Raw genomic sequence first — 17,187 nt, forward strand, 5'->3', positions numbered from 1 at the left:
GCGGCTCTGCCTCAGCTCGGCAGGCCGCAATTCCTCCCGCCGGGCCGGTCGTCTTTCGTTCCACCAACTGAACGTGAGACCGGCGCTCCAACAAACGGGCGCACTGCAGATTACCCAAGATTCTCCCGGAATCTGAAGGGAAGTCGGAGCTCAGGACACACAGGCTCTCAAATTAAACCTGGGACAATGCCGGTTGCGGGTCAAAGCCCGGAGAGTTCGAACAGCATCTTGTGAATGGCGGAAGCGTTGAGGTCGCCGAGGCCCTTGTTGTTGGCTGAGGCATAGAGTTCGCTGATCAGGGTGGTTACCGGAACCGGGACATCCTGGCTGCCCGCAAAGGCGCGCACCAGCCGGGTGTCCTTCAGCATATGGCGCAGATAAAAGCTTGGCGAATAGTCGCCGGCAAGGGTCGCGCGCCCGACATTGCGGATCAGGAGCGAGCTGTAGTCGGTTACGTCAAAGACGCCCATGACGGCATCGCCGTCAAGCCCGGCCTTGCGGGCGAGCGCCAAAGCCTCTCCGAGGGACTCCATCTGGGCGGCTACCAGCAGATTGCCGACGAGCTTCATCATCGCGCCGCTGCCGGTCGGTCCCATATGGTGAACCGTGGCCGAAAGTGGTTTCAGAACGGGTCCTAGCCGCTCGAACGCGCTTTGATCGCCGCCGCAGACGAAATCGAGCTTTCCGGCCCAGGCTTCGCCCTTGCTTCCGAAGACCGGCGTATCGAGATAGCTGGCATTGCGTTCCGCGATGCTGGCCGAGATGGAACGCGACAGATCGGGATCGGTCGTGGTCGCATCGGCAATGATTGTTCCTGCCGCAATATTGGCGACAATGCCATCATCACCGAGGTAAACTGCCTTTTGCGCATCCGGCCCTGTCAGGCACACCATGACAAGTTCGCACCCTGACATGGCTTCCGCAATCGTATCCTTGCGCGCCGCGCCATTGAGCGTATCGGGCAGATCGAGAACCGTGCGGTTCCAGACGTTGAGCTCGTGTCCGGCCTTGAGGAGGTTGTGAACCATCCCCTGGCCCATGGTTCCGAGTCCGATATATGCAATTTTCATCACGTCCTCCTGAAAAGCGGGGTGCATGACCGGGCGAGGTTTTCGCCCGATCTGGATGCTGGGAAATGGCCTGCTGCGTTTCAGGCCGCCCGAACCGTGTCGGTCATCGACTGGATGATGAACAGGGCGACTGTCGCACCGGCGTCCTGCAGGCCTTTCGATTTTTCCTGGAAGGCAGCGGCCTTGCCGTGCTGGGCGACCATCGTCTTGGTGTTTTCCAGAGCAGCACTCGCTGCCTCCACGGCCTCGGCCATCGCATCGGGCAGAGGTATCTGCTTTTCGGCAGAAGTCTCAAGGCTTGCGGCAATCGGCTCCAGAACATCCACCACCGTCTTGTCGCCGACCTTTGCTTTGCCTCGCTGGGCAACGCCATCGCTGTAGGCGCGCCAGAAAGCAGCCATTTCCGGCGTGCCGATGGCGGTGACGCCATCGAGAGCCTTGCTGGCGCGCAGGAAGCCCGTGGCCATCAAAGTGCCCATCGTCGAGGGCGCGGCCTTTGCCATCGCCATGCCGGCATCCTTCAGATAGGTGGCGATGGCTGGCTCGTTTTCGGCAATGACCGCCTCATGGGCGGCGGCGAAGGCCTTACTCATTGTCAGGCCGAGATCGCTGTCGCCAACCTTGCCGTCGAGGGCGATCAGGAACTCGCGCTTTTCGGCAAAGAAGGCAGCTAGTCCGGCGAAAATAGGGACCATCCCCGCAGTGTTGATCTGATCCATGATAATCTCCGTCAAGCCTTCAGGCGGGTAAAGAACGGCGTGTTGGCCGGCGCAGCGATCAGCCGATCAAGCTCGTCGTCGAGTTTTATCAGCGAAATCGACGCCCCCGCCATTTCCATCGCGGTCGCATACTCGCCGATGAAGACATGTTTTGCCGTGATGCCGCGCTCCGACAGGCGTTCGGCAACGCGGCGATAGAGAATGTAGAGTTCTTCCCGCGGAGTGCCGCCAAGACCGTTGACGAGAACGGCAACATTGCCGTCTTCATAAAGGCTTTCGGCGAACAGCCGTTCCATCAGGCTATCCACTACATCGTCGGCGGGTTCGAGGTTTCGGCGGCTGATGCCAGGCTCGCCATGAATGCCCATGCCGATTTCCATCTCGGTCTCGCCGATCTCGAATGTCGGGTGACCGATTTCGGGCACGATACAACTCGACAGCGCGACGCCCATCGTGCGCGTGTTGAGGCGCGCCTTGTCGGCAATGCGGGTAACCTCGTCGAGGTCGAGGCCCTCTGCCGCCGCAGCGCCGGCAGCCTTGTAGACGAATAAAATCCCGGCCACGCCGCGCCGCTTGTGTTCTTCGCCGATCACGGAGGACGCCGCATCGTCATTGCCGACGACCGAGGTCACGCGGATATCCTCGAATTCCGCGAGTTCGGCCGCCATGTCGAAATTGATGATATCGCCGGTGTAGTTGCCGTAGATATAGAGAACGCCGGCTCCCTGATCGATATATTTGGTGACTTCGAGCATCTGTTCGGCGCTCGGGGACTGGAAGACGCCGCCGACAGCGCATCCGTCCAGCATGCCATCGCCCACATAGCCGAGGAAAAGCGGCAAGTGGCCGGAACCACCGCCCGTGGCGATGCCGACCTTGCCCGGTTTCGGCGTGGCCGTGACGAGGCAATGCTTGTCATTTGCGGTGTAGGTCACGGCGGGATGGGCCAGATAGATGCCTTCCAGCATTTCCTCGACGAAGTTTTCTGGCTTGTTGATGAATTTTTTCATGGGACTACGCTTTCCTGAGAAATAGGCATTACGACTTTCGCTGCTGCGCCATGAAGAACGCCGCGGCGAGAAGAATGAAGAAGCCGATGACGAAACGCTGCCAGGTGCTGGGGATGCCGACCATGACGAGCACATTGTTCAAGACCGTAACCAGCAGGACGCCGAGAATCGTACCCAGAACCGTGCCGGTGCCACCCGTGATGCGGGCGCCGCCGAGCACGACAGCGGCGATTACGCTGATTTCGCTGCCGACCAGGTCGAAGGGATTGGCGAGGCGATTGCTGGAAACATGGATAATGCCCGCAAGCCCGGCCAGAGCGCCGGCATAGCCGAACAGGAAGAGTTGCACGGTTTTCAGATTGTAGCCAAGCCGTTCGGCAATGGCGCTGTTGCCGCCGATTGCGAAAATTGCGCGGCCCATCAGGGTTCTGTTGAGAATCCACCAGGTGAGAATGGCGGCAGCGGGCAGGGCGAGAAAGTAGATTGGAAGGGTGATGATCGCGCCATTGGCGTTGGTGAACTGGAGTAGCGGCGCCCGGCCGAACTCGATCATCTGCGGCGGCAGGTCCATGATCCAGACCGTGCCGATGAAGGCCAGCAGAATGCCGCGAAACAGGTACTGCGTTCCGATGGTGATGATCAGCGAGGGAACGCGCAGATGATAGGCCAGTATGCCGTTCACGAAACCGAGCAGCATGCCGCCGATTGTGGCGATGAGCACGATGAGCGGCATTGGCATGCCCGGAAAATGGTTCACGGTGAAGAGCGTAACCGAATACATCGACAAGGCGGCAATCGCAGTGAAGGACACATCGATGCCGCCGGCCGCCAGAATGACGAACACGCCGAGCGCAAAGAGCCCCATCACGACGCTGGCGCGTCCGATATCGATCAGTGACGATGCCTGAAGAAAGTTCGGATTGATCGCAGTGACGATCACGCAGATCGCCACCAGCAGCGCGAGCGTGATCAGTTCGGGATGGTTCTTCAGGAAGTGACTGAAGCTGAAGCCGCCCTCGGCAACCTTCTGCTGCGCTTTGTTGCGTTCGATTTCGACGGATGTCATCGCGCCACCTCCAGTTCGGGTGCCGTCATGGTGCGGTATAGAATATCTTCATCGGCGGCTTCGGCATCGTAACTCTTGACCACCTTGCCGCCGAACATGACGAGGATGCGGTCGCAGTTCTGCAGAAGCTCCGGCAGATCATCACTGACCACGATCAACCCCATGCCCGCCTCGGCGAGGGACTGGATGGCGCGGTAGATCGTGTCTTTTGACCCGACATCGACGCCGACCGTCGGTCCGTGCAGGATCAAGAGCTTCGGCAGGATCGATAGCCAGCGCCCGATGAGAACCCTTTGCTGGTTTCCTCCGGAGAGTGAGCCAACGGGCATGTCGATATCGTTCGTGTTCAGCCGCATCTGTCGGGAAAGATCTTGGGCGAGAACCCGTCCTTTCTGGCTGTCGATCACGCCAAAACTGTTGGCAAGGTTCGCGACCACCAGGGCAATCTCGTTGTCGAGAATCGATTTTTCGAGAAACAGGCCCTCATCGAGCCGGTCCTCGGGAACATAGCCGATGCCGTGACGAATAGAGTCGGAGGGGCGGCGGATATGAAGTTCCTCGCCGTCAAGCTTCAACGTCCCGCTGGTTGCCGGATGGACACCGGAAATCGCCATGGCAAGCTCGTTGCGGCCTGAATCGGCCAGTCCGGTGATACCGAGAATCTCGCCCTTCCTGAGGGAGAGGTTCACATCAACGAAACCCTTGCCTGAGAGGCGATCGGTGGACAGCAGTTCATCCGGTTGAGGTTCCGCCTTGCGGTAGCGGATCGCTTCGATCTCGCGGCCGGTCATCAACTCGGAAATCTGCGTCTTGGTGAAATTTTCAAGCGGCCCTTGGGCGACACATTCGCCGTCGCGGAACACGATGGCCTGGCCGCCGATACGATAGCATTCATCGAGCTTGTGGGTCACAAACAGGACGGCGATATTGTCTTCGCGCAGCCTGTTGACCACGGTGATCAGCTTTTCGACCTCGCGCCGCGTCAGGGATGTTGTCGGCTCGTCCATGATCACCAGCTTGGCGTTGGTGGCAATGGCGCGGGCAATCGCCACCAACTGCCTTTGTGCCAGCGGGAGATCCGAAACGACGGTCGCCAGAAAGGCGCGGGTGGTCGGCAATTCAACGGCCTCGAGCGCGCGCGTCGCTGTTTCGCGCAGCCGCGATCGGTCGAAAAGGCGCGCCAGCCGCCCGCCGCCCATGACGAGCTGTTCGCTGAGGGCGACATTTTCAGCCACGGTGAGATTGGGAATGAGGGAGAGGTCCTGATAGACCGTCTCGATGCCGGCGCTCAGAGACTGTATCGGCGTAAGCATGTCGTACTCTCCGCCATCCAATATGATCTCGCCTTCGCTCGGCGCGATCGCGCCGGACATGACCTTGATAACCGTGCTCTTGCCGCAGCCGTTCTCGCCGAGAAGATGATAGGCTTCGCCAAGACGGATCGACATGTCGACGCCGCGCAGCGCATGAACGCCGCCATAGCGCTTGTGAATGCCGCGCAACTCCAGAAAAAGCTCTCCTGACGAGGATGGTCCTGACACGCTCGCACTCCTTCTTCAATTGATCATGACGCCTGCAGTCAGCCAGGCTTTGCGTGGCCGGGGCGCTTCAAAAGCGCCCCGGCCTGCTCGGGAGGTCAAACCGATCAGAAGTAGACGTCCTTGTAGGTGTCCTTGTCGGCAAGGACCATGCCATTGCCGATGGCGAGGAGGCCGTCGCCGGCGCCTTTGGTGACGGTGATGCTGTGGTAGCCGTCGACACCGAGATCCATGCCATCGACTATTTCCTCGCCGGCCAGCAGTTTCTGCGCGGCCGCGTTCATCGCCATGCCGGCCTTCATCGGATCCCAGAAGCCGATCGCCGTGATCGCGCCCGATTCCAGATAGGGAGCGGACGGGGCGGGAAGGCCGGTGCCAACGAGGCAAACCTTGCCGGCAAGGCCGGCTTCCTCGATGGCGCGACCGACGCCGAGGACGTCATTGCCGGCAGAGGTCTGGAAGCCCTTGATGTCAGGGTATTTACGCAGGATTTCCTTGGCTTTCTCGTAGGTGCCATTGGCATCGTCGAAGGATTCGTTGTTCGGATCGACAAGCTGCATGCCCGGGTACTTCTCGGCGTTTTTCTCGCCGGCGCCCACCCACTGCATATGGGTGCGGCTGCCCAACGAGCCGACGAAGGTCGTCCACTTGCCTTCGCCGCCCATGCATTCGGCAAGGCGCTCGTTGAGGGCGGTGCCGTAGCTGTCGTTGTCGAAGGCTTCGATGTCGACCATGGTATTGCGCTGGTTGTCGGCCTCGTGGGTCACGACGATGACGCCGCGGTCCATGGCGCGCTTCAGCGTGCCCTCGATCACAACCGGATCCATCGGCACGACGGCCAGAGCGTCGACGCCCTTGGCGACCAGGTCCTGGATGATCTGGAGCTGTTGCGCCGCATCGGCAGTCGCAGGGCCGTACCCTTCGGCGACGACCTCGGGATGCTCCGACTGATATTCCTCGACGCCCGTATTCATGCGATCGAACCACGGAATGCCGCTGATCTTGAAGACGGTGGCGATGACGGGCTTCTCGTCCTGTGCGGTTGCCAGGCCGGTTGTGCCCGCGAGCGTGGTTGCAGCCATCAGCGTTGCGACAGCGACTGTTTTGAAGTGCTTTCTCATTTTTTCCTCCAATTTTCCCTCCATCCTTTAACCGTCCACCCGAGGGGATGCGGACGGCCAGAGCTCCTCAACATTTGGTGTAGAGCGATGCTCTTGAAGCGGTATCGTTTGAGACGGGGCGAGTTTGCGACCCGTACCCGTTTCGGCTAGCGTCGACCTCCCGGGAACAGAAAGCCAACCAGATCGTGGCGACCGATGATCAGGAAGGCGAGCAGCAGCGCACCCCAGGCAAAGTCCCTGACGAAATTCGAGAAGCCGCCGAAATTCAGAAGGCTCGACATGAGCTGCAGCGCGATCGCCGACAGGACGACGCAGACAATGCGCCCATAGCCGCCCTGCGGCCGCACACCGGCCATGACGGCCACGAGAATGGCGATCAGCAGATACGACGTGCCGTAATCCCATTTCACGTTGACGTTGCGCGCCGCGATGATGACGCCCGCGATGCCCGCGAGCAGGCCGCTCAGCGTATAGGTCGTCGTGATCACCGCGCGCTTGGGGAAACCGGCGAAGGTGGCCGCCTTCAGGTTCGAGCCACCCAGCATCAGCCACTTGCCATAGGGCGTGTAGCGCACGGCAAGCCCGATCATCGTAGCGACGGCGATGAAGATGATGAAGCCGATCGGCACGGCAAAGATGAAACCATTGCCGATATTGTAGAGCGGGTCCGGGTCACCGACGGTGACCGCCCGTCCGCCCGAGACGATAACGGCAAGCCCGGTGAACGCCATCTGCGTTCCGAGCGTGCAGAGGATCGGCGTGATGCCGACAAACGAGATCAGAAGTCCGTTGATCAGCCCGCCGAGGCATCCGACAAGAACCGCGATCAGCGCGAACGTCGCGGTGAATGTCATCGGCTGATCATAGGGGTCAAGGAAGCTCGTCACGATGATCGCCGAAACCACGCCGGCAAGATTGGCAAGCGAAATGCCCGACAGGTCGATGCCGCCATTGCCCGCACACATGGCTAGTGCCACGCCGATTGCCAGAAGGCCGATCTCGGGGACCTGGGTAGCCATCGACTGCAGATTGAAAAGCGAAAGAAAGGTTCCGCCCGAGATCAGGGCGCCGATTGCCAATAGGCCCAGGTTCATAACCGCGAGCACGAGCAACTGACCGTCCAGCCGACGCATTAGCACCTCCCGTTTACTAAATCGCCTTAACTTTACTAAACGCTAGCAGAGAGGGTGCGCCCCAGCAAGGGGGTATTTTTCAATAATTCGGCTTTTTGATCTTCTAATTTGGATGAAATCGGCCTAAATGTCGATAAAAGTTAACTAAACAAAATGCGCAAAGATAAGAAGGTTGCAACCTCAGCGCCAACCAGCAATTTTGAGAATATGAAAACCAAAACCATTCCCACGATTCGCGACATTGCAGCCGCCTCAGGGGTTTCTGCTGCGACGGTCTCCCTTGTGCTCAATGGTAAGGGGGAGATTTCGGAAGCGACACGGGTGCGGGTTCTTGAAGCCGTATCACGGCTGAAATATGTACCTCGTGCCTCGCGGAGCCGTTCCAGCGAAGTTAAAGAGACATTGCGGTTTCTGAAGATTGCCAAACATGGGCAGACGGTGAACCGGGACCACAGTCATTTCATCTCCGATTACATCGACGGCATGTCGCAGGAGGCGCTGCGAAGGGGTTATGCGCTTGAGGTTACGAGCCATGACGGCGAAACCATTGCGGCGATCGCGGAAGCGGTTGCCGGGGCAGCCGGCGTCAGCGGCATCATCGCGCTTGGAACGGAACTGAGCGAGGGGGACATCCGCCTGCTGCAGAGCGTTGGCACGCCGATCGTGTTCATCGATACCTTTCATGATGTTGTCGAAGCGAATTTCGTCAACATGAACAATATCGATGCCGTCTACAAAGTGCTGGAACGCTTCAAATCGAGCGGCTTTACAAGGATCGGTTTCGTCGCCAGCTATGTCGGAACGACCAACTTCAAACTGCGTCATGACGCCTATTTTAGCAATATGGAGCGGTTAGGCCTCGAGATTGACCCTTCATTGATCATCTCCGTCGAATCGACCTTCAACGGCGCCCATCGCGGCACGTCTGAATATCTGGCGTCCGGGGGGGAGCTGGCAGAATGCTATTTCTGCACCAATGATATCATGGCGTTCGGCTTTGCCAGGGCCTTGAGGGAAAATGGAGTTGGTATCCCGCAGGATGTTTCTCTGATCGGCTTCGACAATCTGCCGATGAGTGCCACCAGCGATCCGCCTTTGACAACGATCGACGTGTCGAAGCGCAAGATCGGCTTCCATGCCGTTGCTCTGCTCGATGACATCATCAACGGCCCGCCCGACCTTCCCTGTGTCAAGATGCTGGTCGGCGCCGATCTTGTTGCCCGCTCCAGCGGCTGATCCGGGATTTGAACTGAGCGCTGCAAACGACGGCTTCGTTCCTGCCGAATTCAATCGTTCCTGGTATAGCCGAGCCCTTCCAGCAATTGCCGCATGACCGCAAGGACGGCGCGGGCGGCCGGATCGATCCCCTGTGATCTGAACTTCGCGTGGATCGGTGTCGCCGGTATTGCCGGGCTGGTGCGCAGTATCCTGAGTTCGTCGCGCAGCCGGTAAGGTTCCGTCATGCGCACCGGCAGAACGCCGACCGCCGCGCCGCTGGTGACCACATGAGCCAGCATCGAGACGCTGCTGCAGATATCTTCTCTTTGCGGGGCAAGGCCGGCGGACGCAAACCAGCTTTTGACCTGACGGAAGTTGATGCTCCCCGGATCATTGGTGACGATCGGCACGTCGACCAGATCACGCGGGCGCACGAGATCAGGCAGCGACCAATTGGCGCCCGCAACCCAGCTTGTTTCCTGTAACCCCATGGGCGAAAGCGTGAAATCCGGATGCTCGCTCGGGTTCACCAGAAATGCGATATCGAGCGCATGGCTCTGGAGCCGCGGCTCAAGGTCTGAAGAAATGCCGACAGCGATCTCCAGCTTCAGGAGGGGGTGGCGATCGCGCAATTGCTGCATCAACAGGGGAAGGCATACAAGCGCCAGTCCCTCTGCGATGCCAATCCTGACAGGACCACGCAGTTGCGCCGGCTCAGAGGCCGATTCCATCTCCTCGATTTCCCTCAGGATACGCTCGGACCGGAACAGCACCTCCTGTCCATATGGGGTTATCCGCAAACCGCGCCCCTGTCGTTCTGTCAATGGCATGTCGAATTGAGACTGCAACATCTTCAGCCTTTGTGAAACGGATGGCTGGCTCAGGTGAAGCCGTTGCGATGCCGCCTCGACGGAGCCGAGCGTTACCGTCCAGTAAAAAGCTTCCAGTTGGGCCAATGTCATTCGAATCATCAAATTTTCCTATGTGTTTAGCTTAAATAAACCAATTGGAAAAAGAACATACAATATATTAATGCCAAGAAAGACAGTTCAGGGAGGAAATATGACCGAGCGTGATCGGATCTCGCGAATTGAAGGGTTTGAAGTCGCCTGTGACATGCCTGCGCCGGCCGGTAACGCCCTGCGTGTCTTCAGCCGGCGCGGCGCTCTTCTGATCCGTCTTTCAACGGAGGCCGGTCATGTCGGCTGGGGCGAGACCTGGGCCTTTCCCGGTCCGGCGAGCGCTTTCATCCAGGACGTTCTGGCTCCTGACATCCTCGGGCGCGCGGCCGATGCGCCGCTGGCACTGCAGCAGACGTTGCTGCAGAAAGTGATTCCGGATCGGCGCGGTCAGGCGCATATGGCCATCAGCGCAATCGACATTGCCTGCTGGGATCTTTTCGGACGGATGACGGCGCGCTCGGTTTCGGCTCTGCAGGGAGGACCTTTGCGACGCGACGTTCTCACCTATGCCAGCGGACCGCTTCTCGCTGCGGGAGCCGATCGCTATACCGGATTTGGAGCCGCTTTGGAGCGATACCGCGATCTCGGCTTTCGGGCCTTCAAGATCCGCGTGGGCATTGACCCCGACCAAGACGAAAGGGCGATCCGTCTGGCCCGGGAGATCGTCGGGCCCGAAGCCCCACTGATGATCGATCTGAACGAGGCCAGCACGCTGCACGACGCAATAGAGTTGACGCGGCGGGTGTCCGATTGCCATCTCGGATGGGTTGAGGAGCCGCTTCCCCATGACGATCTGCCTGGCTATCGGCGCCTCGCCGGCAGAATGAACCTGCCGATCTCCGGCGGAGAATCCTTTTGTGGTGTACAGGCTTTCCGCGACAGCATGCAAACGGGAGCGCTCGATATCGTGCAACCGGATATCGCTCTGTGCGGCGGGATCACCGAAACGCTGCGCATCTCAGCGCTTGCGGACGCCTTCGGCGTGCGGATCGCTCCGCATGTCTGGGGAACGGGCGTCAACATGCTGGCGGCGCTTCAGGTTTGCGCGTTGCTGCGGTCGCGCGCCGGCAGCGTGCCGATGCCTATGCTTGAATATGACATGAGCCACAACCCATTACGCGAGGCGATCTTTGCCGGTCGTCCCGACGCGAACGGGCTTATTGCTATACCCGAGGGTCCGGGTCTGGGCCACGATATCAGCGTGGATCAAATCGACCCATTCATCACCCGCCACTGGGTGATGGATTGATTGCAGCCTATTGATTTAACTAGGGAGGAATTCACCATGACTATTCGCACTCTCCTCACAACGATTGTTCTGGCGGGCAGCATACCGGTGGCATCGCTTGCTGCCGATTACACTCTGAATGTCGGCCTCGTCGGCGGCCCGCAAGCCCCTGAAGTCATTGCCATGGGGCAGTTCGCCGAGGAGGTGGAAACGGCCACCGATGGCCGCATTGAAGTGCGCGTTCAAAGCGGCGGCGCGCTTGGCGGCGATCGCGACGTCATCGAGGGCGTTCAGCTCGGCACCGTCGAAATGGCGGTGCCTTCCACCTCTGTCGTCGCCAATTTCGTGCCGGATCTCAAGATCTTCGATATCCCGTTCCTGTTTCGCGATTTCGACCATGCAGATGCGGTGCTGAACGGCCCCGTCGGGCAGGAGATTCTCGATGAAATGCCTGATCAGGGTCTTGTCGGCCTGGCTTATGGCGGGATGGGTTTCCGTGAACTGACCAATAATGTTCGTCCGGTTGAAAAGGCGGCGGATGTCGAGGGGCTGAAGATCCGCACCCAGCAAAACGACATGCATATTGCCGTGTGGGAAGCGCTTGGCGTGCTGCCGACGCCGATGGCCATTCCCGAGGTCTACACGGCGCTGCAGCAGGGCGTCGTCGACGGACAAGAAAACCCGGTCGGCGCCATTCTCAACAACCGCTTCGGCGAGGTGCAGAAATATCTGAGCATGACCGACCATGCGTTCACGCCACTGGTTGTGCTCATTTCGCCCTCTGTGTGGAACAGTATGGATGCTGAAGATCAGGCAGTCATTAAGACTGCTGCCGAAAACGCGATGGCCCGAAACCGGGAAGAAGTTGAAAACGGACTTTCGACAGGTCTCGATGAGCTCCGCGCTCAGGGTGTGACCGTTGTCGAAGACGTGGATAAGGCCTCCTTCCGTGCGAAGCTCGACGGCCTCTACGATCAGTTCGCCGGGCAGTTCGGAGAGGATCGACTGAACGAGATCGAGCAGACTAAATGACGAAAATGCGCGGTCTGACCTCGGTCCTGCTTCGCATTGAGAGTGCGATCACAAAGATCGCACTCGCTCTCGGTTGCGTCGCACTCGCCCTTGCATTCGCGGCTGGCACCTATCAGGTCATCGCGCGATTCATCCTGTTGCGTTCCGCCGCCTGGACGGAGCCGTTCATCCAGATCACCCTGATCTGGATGACCTATCTTGCACTGGCGGCCGCAATCAGGGCCGGAAGTCTCATCGCCGTCGACATGGCGATGAGACTTGGCAACGACCTGACACGCAAGCTGCTGCGGGTCGCGGGGACGACGGCAGTATTCTGTTTGCTGAGCGTATTGGTGTGGTTCGGGATCGAGCTTGTCACGCGCGTGCGCTTCCAGAACATCGCCGGTCTCAATATATCGGCGTCCTGGGCCTATCTTGCCCTTCCGGTGGGCTCTGCCTTCTCGATGCTGGCGCTGTTTGCCCATCTGGCCGATCCGCCGCCGCGCGACGAACAGGCTCTCTCGGAATAGGACGAACCCATGCTTCTTGTCATGATCACAGCCATGATTGTCCTGATGATGATGGCGGTGCCGGTTGCCGTGGCGATCGGACTTGCCGGAATGCTGGGCATCGTCGGCTTCACCAACCTGCCGCTCATCGTCATTCCCCAGCAGGCATTCGTCGCGCTCGACAAGTTTCCGCTTGCCGCCGTGCCGTTCTTCATCCTAGCCGGCAATATCATGGCCACGGGTGGTATCTCCCGAAGGCTGATCGATCTGGTCGAGAGCGTGATCGGCCACCGCAGCGCCGGCCTTCCGATATCATGCGTCGTGGTATGCATGGTATTTGCCGCGGTTTCCGGTTCCTCCGTCGCAACGACCTATGCCATCGGCGCGATCCTGATCCCTGCCATGGTGCGGCAGAACTATCCGGTCGGTTTCTCTGCCTCCCTCCAGGCAACATCGGCCGAACTCGGTGTCCTCATTCCGCCGTCGATCCCGATGATCCTTTACGGTGTCGCCGCAAGCGCGCCGGTTGGAGATCTCTTTGTCGCCGGTCTTGGCCCGGGATTCCTTGTAGCCGCAGCGCTCGGCGTTTATGTGGTTGTCTGGACGCGTTTCTCCAGGCACGAAAGCCCGGCGAAGGTCGTCCGCAAACCCTTCTGGAGAAGTCTCTGGCGGGCCGCACTCGCACTGTTCATGCCGATCCTCATTCTTGGTGGCATCTATGGCGGCGTGTTCACACCGACGGAAGCATCAATCACGGCTGTGGCCTATGCGCTTGTTGTCAGCGTGTTCATCTACCGCGACCTTTCCTTTCGGGATCTGCTCGGTGTGCTGCGCGGTTCGGCACTGTCGTCGGCCATCATCATGTTCATCATTTCGATGGCCGGGCTGTTCTCGTTCGTGTTGACGCGCGCCGGTGTTCCGGCGGACATCGGCGACTGGATCGTTGCCAATTTCGACAGCAAGCTCGGCTTCCTGCTCGCCGTCAACGCCTTCCTGTTCCTGATCGGAATGTTTGTCGAGACCTCGGCTTCGATCGTTGTGCTCGCACCGATCCTCGCCCCGGTTGCCCTGTCGTTCGGGATCAATCCGGTTCATTTCGGAATGATCATGATCATGAACCTTGCGATGGGCATGATCACGCCGCCCTTCGGCGTAAACCTTTTCGCGGCGAGTGCGGTCGGGAAGGTCTCACTCGACCGTATGATCCCCCACCTCGTTCCGCTCGTTCTGGTGATCCTCACATGCCTTGCACTCGTCACCTATGTGCCGGGTATCAGCCTCGGAATACTCGAGTTGGTTCGCTGAGCGCATTCAGGTCCCAGGGGCGCATTGCACAGCAGGCCGGTCCCTGTCTAATCTGGAGGAAATTCCCTGCAGCAGGACACCTTCCGCGAGGTGTCCTAACCAGGAAAGCGCAGCGGAAAACGCCAACAGGTTTCGATCCCGTTGCCGGGGAGGTAGGTCAAGCGAGCCGTGCGTCTGGAAGTTCAGCCATTAATCGACTTGCCACGGAGAATGACATCCTTGAGCGTGAGTTCAGGAGATAGAACAACCAGGTCCGCAATTGCCCCTTTCCTGATCCGTCCCCGATCCTGAAGCCCGAGATAGTCGGCCGCAATGGTGGAGCATCTGCGCACTGCCTCTGCCGGCTCCAGCCCGATCTCTACGAAATTGCGAAAGGCTTGCAGCATCGTGAGGCAGGAGCCCGCGAGGGTGCCGTCTGGTAGGCGCAGACCGTTGCCGCACTTGTGAGCGGTCACCTCGCCGAACGGGTAGGTGCCGTCCGGAGCGCCGGTGGCGCGGGACGCATCGGTTACGGCATAAAGCCCCGGGACAGCACGTAGGGCGACGTGAATGGCTCCGGGGTGCACATGCATCAGGTCCGGGATGATTTCGGCGTTTCTGGCATGTGCAAGTGCGGCCCCGGCCAAGCCCGGCGCGCGGTGATGCAGTGGCGACATCGCATTGAACAGGTGGGTCGCGCCGCTTGCACCACGGCGGAAAACCCTTTCGGCGACTTCGTATCGGCATGGACTGTGACCAAGTTGCGCACGAATGCCGTTTTCGCGAGCCATATTGAGCAACAGGTCCGCCTCATCGGCTTCCGGCGCGAACGTGATCACCCTGACAGGCGCCATCGACAAGAGCTCTTCCAGAAATGCGCGGTCGACCTTTCTGGCCTGTGGTGGTTGGGTGCCCAGCATATCAGGACTGATGAACGGACCTTCCAGATGCACACCGAGAATCTCGGCGCGGTTCACATCAGTTCTGTCGTTGTCATCATCGCCATTGGCGTCAACACCGACGGCCGGCGCGAAGTGCTCGGCTTGGAGATCGGAACATCAGAAGCCGCGCCGATCTGGACGGAATTCCTCCGCAATCTGACCATACGCGGGCTACGGCTGGCTTACATCGAACCGTTGAAAGACTTCCGACACTGGATAGCCTCGTTCCGAGATCTGACGAACGGCATCGATTTGATCGTGGTCGCGCGTCTACAATTCGCGGGCTTGTCAAGATGCCTAAACGCCCAAGCTGACAAAACAGTGTCCAAATCCTGCCCCCGCAACCAACACTGTTTTGTCAAACACAAAAGCCCTCGCGAAATTCGCGAGGGCTTTTTGTTGCAATGAAAGCGCAGGGATACCCGCCACATCACCGGTCAACCGCATCTGGTCAGCCTCGGTCATACCAGCAATGAGCCCGGTAATCTGCTCCCGATAGTGGGTCACCATCGCTGGATGGAATCGGTGAAAGCGGGTCTGCCTTAACGCGGCAGGGCTGCAATTCCTGCCACCGGGCCCGTGGTTTTTCGTTCGACCAGTTGGACGCCCAACGTGATACGTCGCGCTGAATTGAAGGTGGCTAGCGACTGTTCCATCAGCAGCGTTACGGCCAGGCGGCCCATTTCTGCGCGATCCATGTGCATGGTGGTCAGCGGCGGCGAGGCGTGAGCGGCGAGTGAAAGGTCGTCGAAGCCGATGATGGACAGATCGTCCGGGACGGAAAGCCCAAGGTTTGCTGCAGCCTGCATCACCCCAAGTGCGACCAGGTCGCTGGCACAGAAGATGGCTGTTGGCCGTGGGGTGCGTTCGCGGAGGATTTCCGTAATCTTGTCGCGGCAGGACAGCGTGAGCAGATCGGGGTCACCGACATCAATGACATGATGGTCCATCGAGAAGGCGATCCCGGCCTCTTCCATGGCGTCGCGGAAACCAAGCATGCGGCGTTTCAGTGATTCCCGGTAGAGATGGGTCACATGGACGATTTCTTGATGGCCGAGCTCCAGCAGATGCTGGGTGGCCGCCCAGCCTCCGAAATTATAATCTGGCGAGACGCTGGAAAGCTGCATCTTGCGATCCATGCCGTTGACCAGAACGGCAGGCCGCCCCGTGGAGCGCACGGCATCGATCACCGGAGCCTCGTCGAGCCCGACGAGGATTGCGGCATCGGCGCGGATGTTGCGCAGCGTGTCGTAGTCGGCGCTCGTCGGATCGTTCGATGTGACCAGCGCCAGATCGATATCGATACCCTCTTCGCGGGCACTTTTCAGCAGGCTGTCGATGATCTGGCCGTAGAACACGTCATTGGTGACGTATTTGTCCAGAGTGACAACGAGCGCGGAGGATATCCGTGTGGCAATGGTGGCGCGGCCGCTACGACCGCGATAGCCGATTTCCTCGGCGATGCGCGTCACCAAGGCGCGATTGGCGGCGCTGACACCTTCGCGGTTGTTGAACACCTTGGAAACGGCCGCAACGGATAGTCCCGCAGCTTCTGCAACATCCTTCAGCGTTGGGGCGGGCAATTGCTTCGTCATGGTCGGTCCGGCACATGGTCTCTCTCAGCCGCCTTATACGAAACTTCGCGAAACTTTCCTATCGCTGTCACGCTCACACGGTTGTTTTACCAAAAAAACTGGGTATGACCCACGGACCGCATCAGCGCTTCCATGAAATAATAGTCGCCATAAGGCAGCATCGTGTCGCAGCGACCGGCGGGAACATGCGCGGCGCCGTGGGCCAGAAGCCCCTGGGCGCCTTCGGTCTTCGTCAGGTCGCAGGTCGAAAGCAACCCGTCGACCAGGCGATCGGCAAAAGCGCGCCATCGCAGGGCTTCTTCCGCGGGGATATCCTGATCCGCCAGCAGGTAAAGCCCTGCCGCCATGACCGCACCTGCCGAGGAATCGATGTAAGGCGTTTCGGTGTCTGGCAGGTTGAAATCCCAGACCGGAACGGCAGTGGAGCCGACCAGCGCCTCGGCTTTCGCAGAGAGCCTCCGGGCAACGTCGAGATGAGCGGGGTCCCTGGTTGCCGCATAACATTGTGCGAAGCCATGCATCAGCCAGGCCTGACCGCGGGACCAGCACGACGCGTCGGCATACCCCTGATGGGTTTCGCCGCGAAGGGGCTCACCGGTGGACGGGTCGAAGATGAAGGTGTGGAAGCTGGTGTCGTCGTCGCGGACAAGACATGATGCGGCAGTGGCTGCGTGGATTTGCGCGACGTCGCGATAGTCCTCAATGGCCGTCTCGCGGTGCGCCCAGTAGAGCAGCGCGAGGTTCTGCATCGTATCCGCAATCATCCTGCCATTGGCGAAGGC

General features: G+C 59.6%; 16 protein-coding genes and 1 pseudogene. 6 read left to right on the forward strand and 11 right to left on the reverse strand.

What is annotated here, in order from left to right:
- Nucleotides 1–200: 200 nt before the first annotated feature.
- From GGR30_RS22830 to GGR30_RS22860, 7 genes are all read right to left on the reverse strand, one after another.
- Nucleotides 201–1,070 (reverse strand): NAD(P)-dependent oxidoreductase, encoded by an 870-nt coding sequence (locus GGR30_RS22830; protein WP_183491532.1) that lies wholly within the window; start codon nt 1,068–1,070, stop codon nt 201–203.
- 80 nt (nt 1,071–1,150) lie between these two features.
- Entirely contained in the window at nt 1,151–1,789 is a 639-nt protein-coding gene (locus GGR30_RS22835; RefSeq protein ID WP_183491533.1) for a dihydroxyacetone kinase family protein, read from the reverse strand.
- Nucleotides 1,790–1,800: 11 nt separating this feature from the next.
- On the reverse strand, nt 1,801–2,799 hold the full coding sequence (locus GGR30_RS22840; RefSeq protein ID WP_183491535.1) for a dihydroxyacetone kinase subunit DhaK: 999 nt from the start codon (nt 2,797–2,799) through the stop codon (nt 1,801–1,803).
- A 28-nt stretch (nt 2,800–2,827) separates the two neighbouring features.
- Entirely contained in the window at nt 2,828–3,865 is a 1,038-nt protein-coding gene (locus GGR30_RS22845; protein WP_183491537.1) for an ABC transporter permease, read from the reverse strand.
- Nucleotides 3,862–5,406, reverse strand: a complete 1,545-nt coding sequence (locus tag GGR30_RS22850; protein WP_343066539.1) for a sugar ABC transporter ATP-binding protein — start codon at nt 5,404–5,406, stop codon at nt 3,862–3,864. Before GGR30_RS22850 ends, GGR30_RS22845 begins: the two co-directional genes overlap by 4 nt.
- 104 nt (nt 5,407–5,510) lie before the next feature.
- The gene (locus GGR30_RS22855) at nt 5,511–6,485 is read right to left on the reverse strand and encodes a substrate-binding domain-containing protein (protein ID WP_246414133.1); all 975 of its coding nucleotides are present in this window, start codon (nt 6,483–6,485) and stop codon (nt 5,511–5,513) included.
- Nucleotides 6,486–6,670: 185 nt separating this feature from the next.
- Nucleotides 6,671–7,657, reverse strand: coding sequence for an ABC transporter permease (locus GGR30_RS22860; protein ID WP_183491541.1), 987 nt, complete (start codon nt 7,655–7,657; stop codon nt 6,671–6,673).
- A 153-nt stretch (nt 7,658–7,810) separates the two neighbouring features.
- On the opposite strand from GGR30_RS22860, the gene GGR30_RS22865 reads away from it, so the two are divergent.
- Nucleotides 7,811–8,893: a LacI family DNA-binding transcriptional regulator gene (locus GGR30_RS22865; RefSeq protein WP_246414131.1), complete on the forward strand. Its 1,083-nt coding sequence runs from the start codon at nt 7,811–7,813 to the stop codon at nt 8,891–8,893.
- Between the two features lie 50 nt (nt 8,894–8,943).
- Here the strand turns inward: GGR30_RS22865 and GGR30_RS22870 are convergent, their stop codons facing one another.
- Entirely contained in the window at nt 8,944–9,846 is a 903-nt protein-coding gene (locus GGR30_RS22870; RefSeq protein WP_183491543.1) for a LysR family transcriptional regulator, read from the reverse strand.
- A gap of 91 nt (nt 9,847–9,937) precedes the next feature.
- On the opposite strand from GGR30_RS22870, the gene GGR30_RS22875 reads away from it, so the two are divergent.
- The 4 genes from GGR30_RS22875 to GGR30_RS22890 are packed head-to-tail and all read left to right on the forward strand — an operon-like array spanning nt 9,938 to nt 13,890.
- On the forward strand, nt 9,938–11,086 hold the full coding sequence (locus GGR30_RS22875; RefSeq protein ID WP_183491545.1) for a mandelate racemase/muconate lactonizing enzyme family protein: 1,149 nt from the start codon (nt 9,938–9,940) through the stop codon (nt 11,084–11,086).
- Between the two features lie 36 nt (nt 11,087–11,122).
- Nucleotides 11,123–12,097 carry a DctP family TRAP transporter solute-binding subunit gene (locus GGR30_RS22880; protein ID WP_183491547.1) on the forward strand — a complete coding sequence of 325 codons (975 nt, stop codon included), beginning with the start codon at nt 11,123–11,125 and terminating at the stop codon, nt 12,095–12,097.
- Nucleotides 12,094–12,606 (forward strand): TRAP transporter small permease, encoded by a 513-nt coding sequence (locus GGR30_RS22885; protein WP_132314268.1) that lies wholly within the window; start codon nt 12,094–12,096, stop codon nt 12,604–12,606. The genes GGR30_RS22880 and GGR30_RS22885 overlap by 4 nt, the downstream gene beginning before the upstream one ends.
- A gap of 9 nt (nt 12,607–12,615) precedes the next feature.
- On the forward strand, nt 12,616–13,890 hold the full coding sequence (locus GGR30_RS22890) for a TRAP transporter large permease (protein WP_132314267.1): 1,275 nt from the start codon (nt 12,616–12,618) through the stop codon (nt 13,888–13,890).
- A 182-nt stretch (nt 13,891–14,072) separates the two neighbouring features.
- On the opposite strand, the gene GGR30_RS22895 is transcribed toward GGR30_RS22890, so the two are convergent.
- The gene (locus GGR30_RS22895) at nt 14,073–14,846 is read right to left on the reverse strand and encodes an N-acetylglucosamine-6-phosphate deacetylase (protein WP_343066541.1); all 774 of its coding nucleotides are present in this window, start codon (nt 14,844–14,846) and stop codon (nt 14,073–14,075) included.
- On the opposite strand from GGR30_RS22895, the pseudogene GGR30_RS22900 reads away from it, so the two are divergent.
- A pseudogene (locus GGR30_RS22900) lies at nt 14,847–14,987 on the forward strand (transposase); the annotation flags it as partial.
- Nucleotides 14,988–15,352: 365 nt separating this feature from the next.
- Here GGR30_RS22900 and GGR30_RS22905 read toward each other — a convergent pair.
- Together GGR30_RS22905 and GGR30_RS22910 are read right to left on the reverse strand one after the other, a co-directional pair.
- Nucleotides 15,353–16,405: a LacI family DNA-binding transcriptional regulator gene (locus GGR30_RS22905; RefSeq protein WP_045679623.1), complete on the reverse strand. Its 1,053-nt coding sequence runs from the start codon at nt 16,403–16,405 to the stop codon at nt 15,353–15,355.
- An 86-nt stretch (nt 16,406–16,491) separates the two neighbouring features.
- A partial coding sequence (locus tag GGR30_RS22910) for a glycoside hydrolase family 88 protein (protein WP_183491549.1) occupies nt 16,492–17,187 on the reverse strand: 696 nt, incomplete at its 5' end.

The organism is Martelella radicis (assembly GCF_014196625.1).
In the GTDB taxonomy this organism is placed as follows: domain Bacteria; phylum Pseudomonadota; class Alphaproteobacteria; order Rhizobiales; family Rhizobiaceae; genus Martelella; species Martelella radicis.

What these genes read in the sequence shown, in the direction of transcription:
- GGR30_RS22835 (WP_183491533.1), bottom strand. Translation starts at nt 1,789, where the DNA reads ATGGATCAGATCAACACTGCGGGGATGGTCCCTATTTTCGCCGGACTA.
- GGR30_RS22870 (WP_183491543.1), bottom strand. Translation starts at nt 9,846, where the DNA reads ATGATTCGAATGACATTGGCCCAACTGGAAGCTTTTTACTGGACGGTA.
- GGR30_RS22880 (WP_183491547.1), top strand. Translation starts at nt 11,123, where the DNA reads ATGACTATTCGCACTCTCCTCACAACGATTGTTCTGGCGGGCAGCATA.
- GGR30_RS22865 (WP_246414131.1), top strand. Translation starts at nt 7,811, where the DNA reads ATGCGCAAAGATAAGAAGGTTGCAACCTCAGCGCCAACCAGCAATTTT.
- GGR30_RS22875 (WP_183491545.1), top strand. Translation starts at nt 9,938, where the DNA reads ATGACCGAGCGTGATCGGATCTCGCGAATTGAAGGGTTTGAAGTCGCC.
- GGR30_RS22845 (WP_183491537.1), bottom strand. Translation starts at nt 3,865, where the DNA reads ATGACATCCGTCGAAATCGAACGCAACAAAGCGCAGCAGAAGGTTGCC.
- GGR30_RS22855 (WP_246414133.1), bottom strand. Translation starts at nt 6,485, where the DNA reads ATGGCTGCAACCACGCTCGCGGGCACAACCGGCCTGGCAACCGCACAG.
- GGR30_RS22840 (WP_183491535.1), bottom strand. Translation starts at nt 2,799, where the DNA reads ATGAAAAAATTCATCAACAAGCCAGAAAACTTCGTCGAGGAAATGCTG.
- GGR30_RS22905 (WP_045679623.1), bottom strand. Translation starts at nt 16,405, where the DNA reads ATGACGAAGCAATTGCCCGCCCCAACGCTGAAGGATGTTGCAGAAGCT.
- GGR30_RS22885 (WP_132314268.1), top strand. Translation starts at nt 12,094, where the DNA reads ATGACGAAAATGCGCGGTCTGACCTCGGTCCTGCTTCGCATTGAGAGT.
- GGR30_RS22890 (WP_132314267.1), top strand. Translation starts at nt 12,616, where the DNA reads ATGCTTCTTGTCATGATCACAGCCATGATTGTCCTGATGATGATGGCG.
- GGR30_RS22860 (WP_183491541.1), bottom strand. Translation starts at nt 7,657, where the DNA reads ATGCGTCGGCTGGACGGTCAGTTGCTCGTGCTCGCGGTTATGAACCTG.
- GGR30_RS22830 (WP_183491532.1), bottom strand. Translation starts at nt 1,070, where the DNA reads ATGAAAATTGCATATATCGGACTCGGAACCATGGGCCAGGGGATGGTT.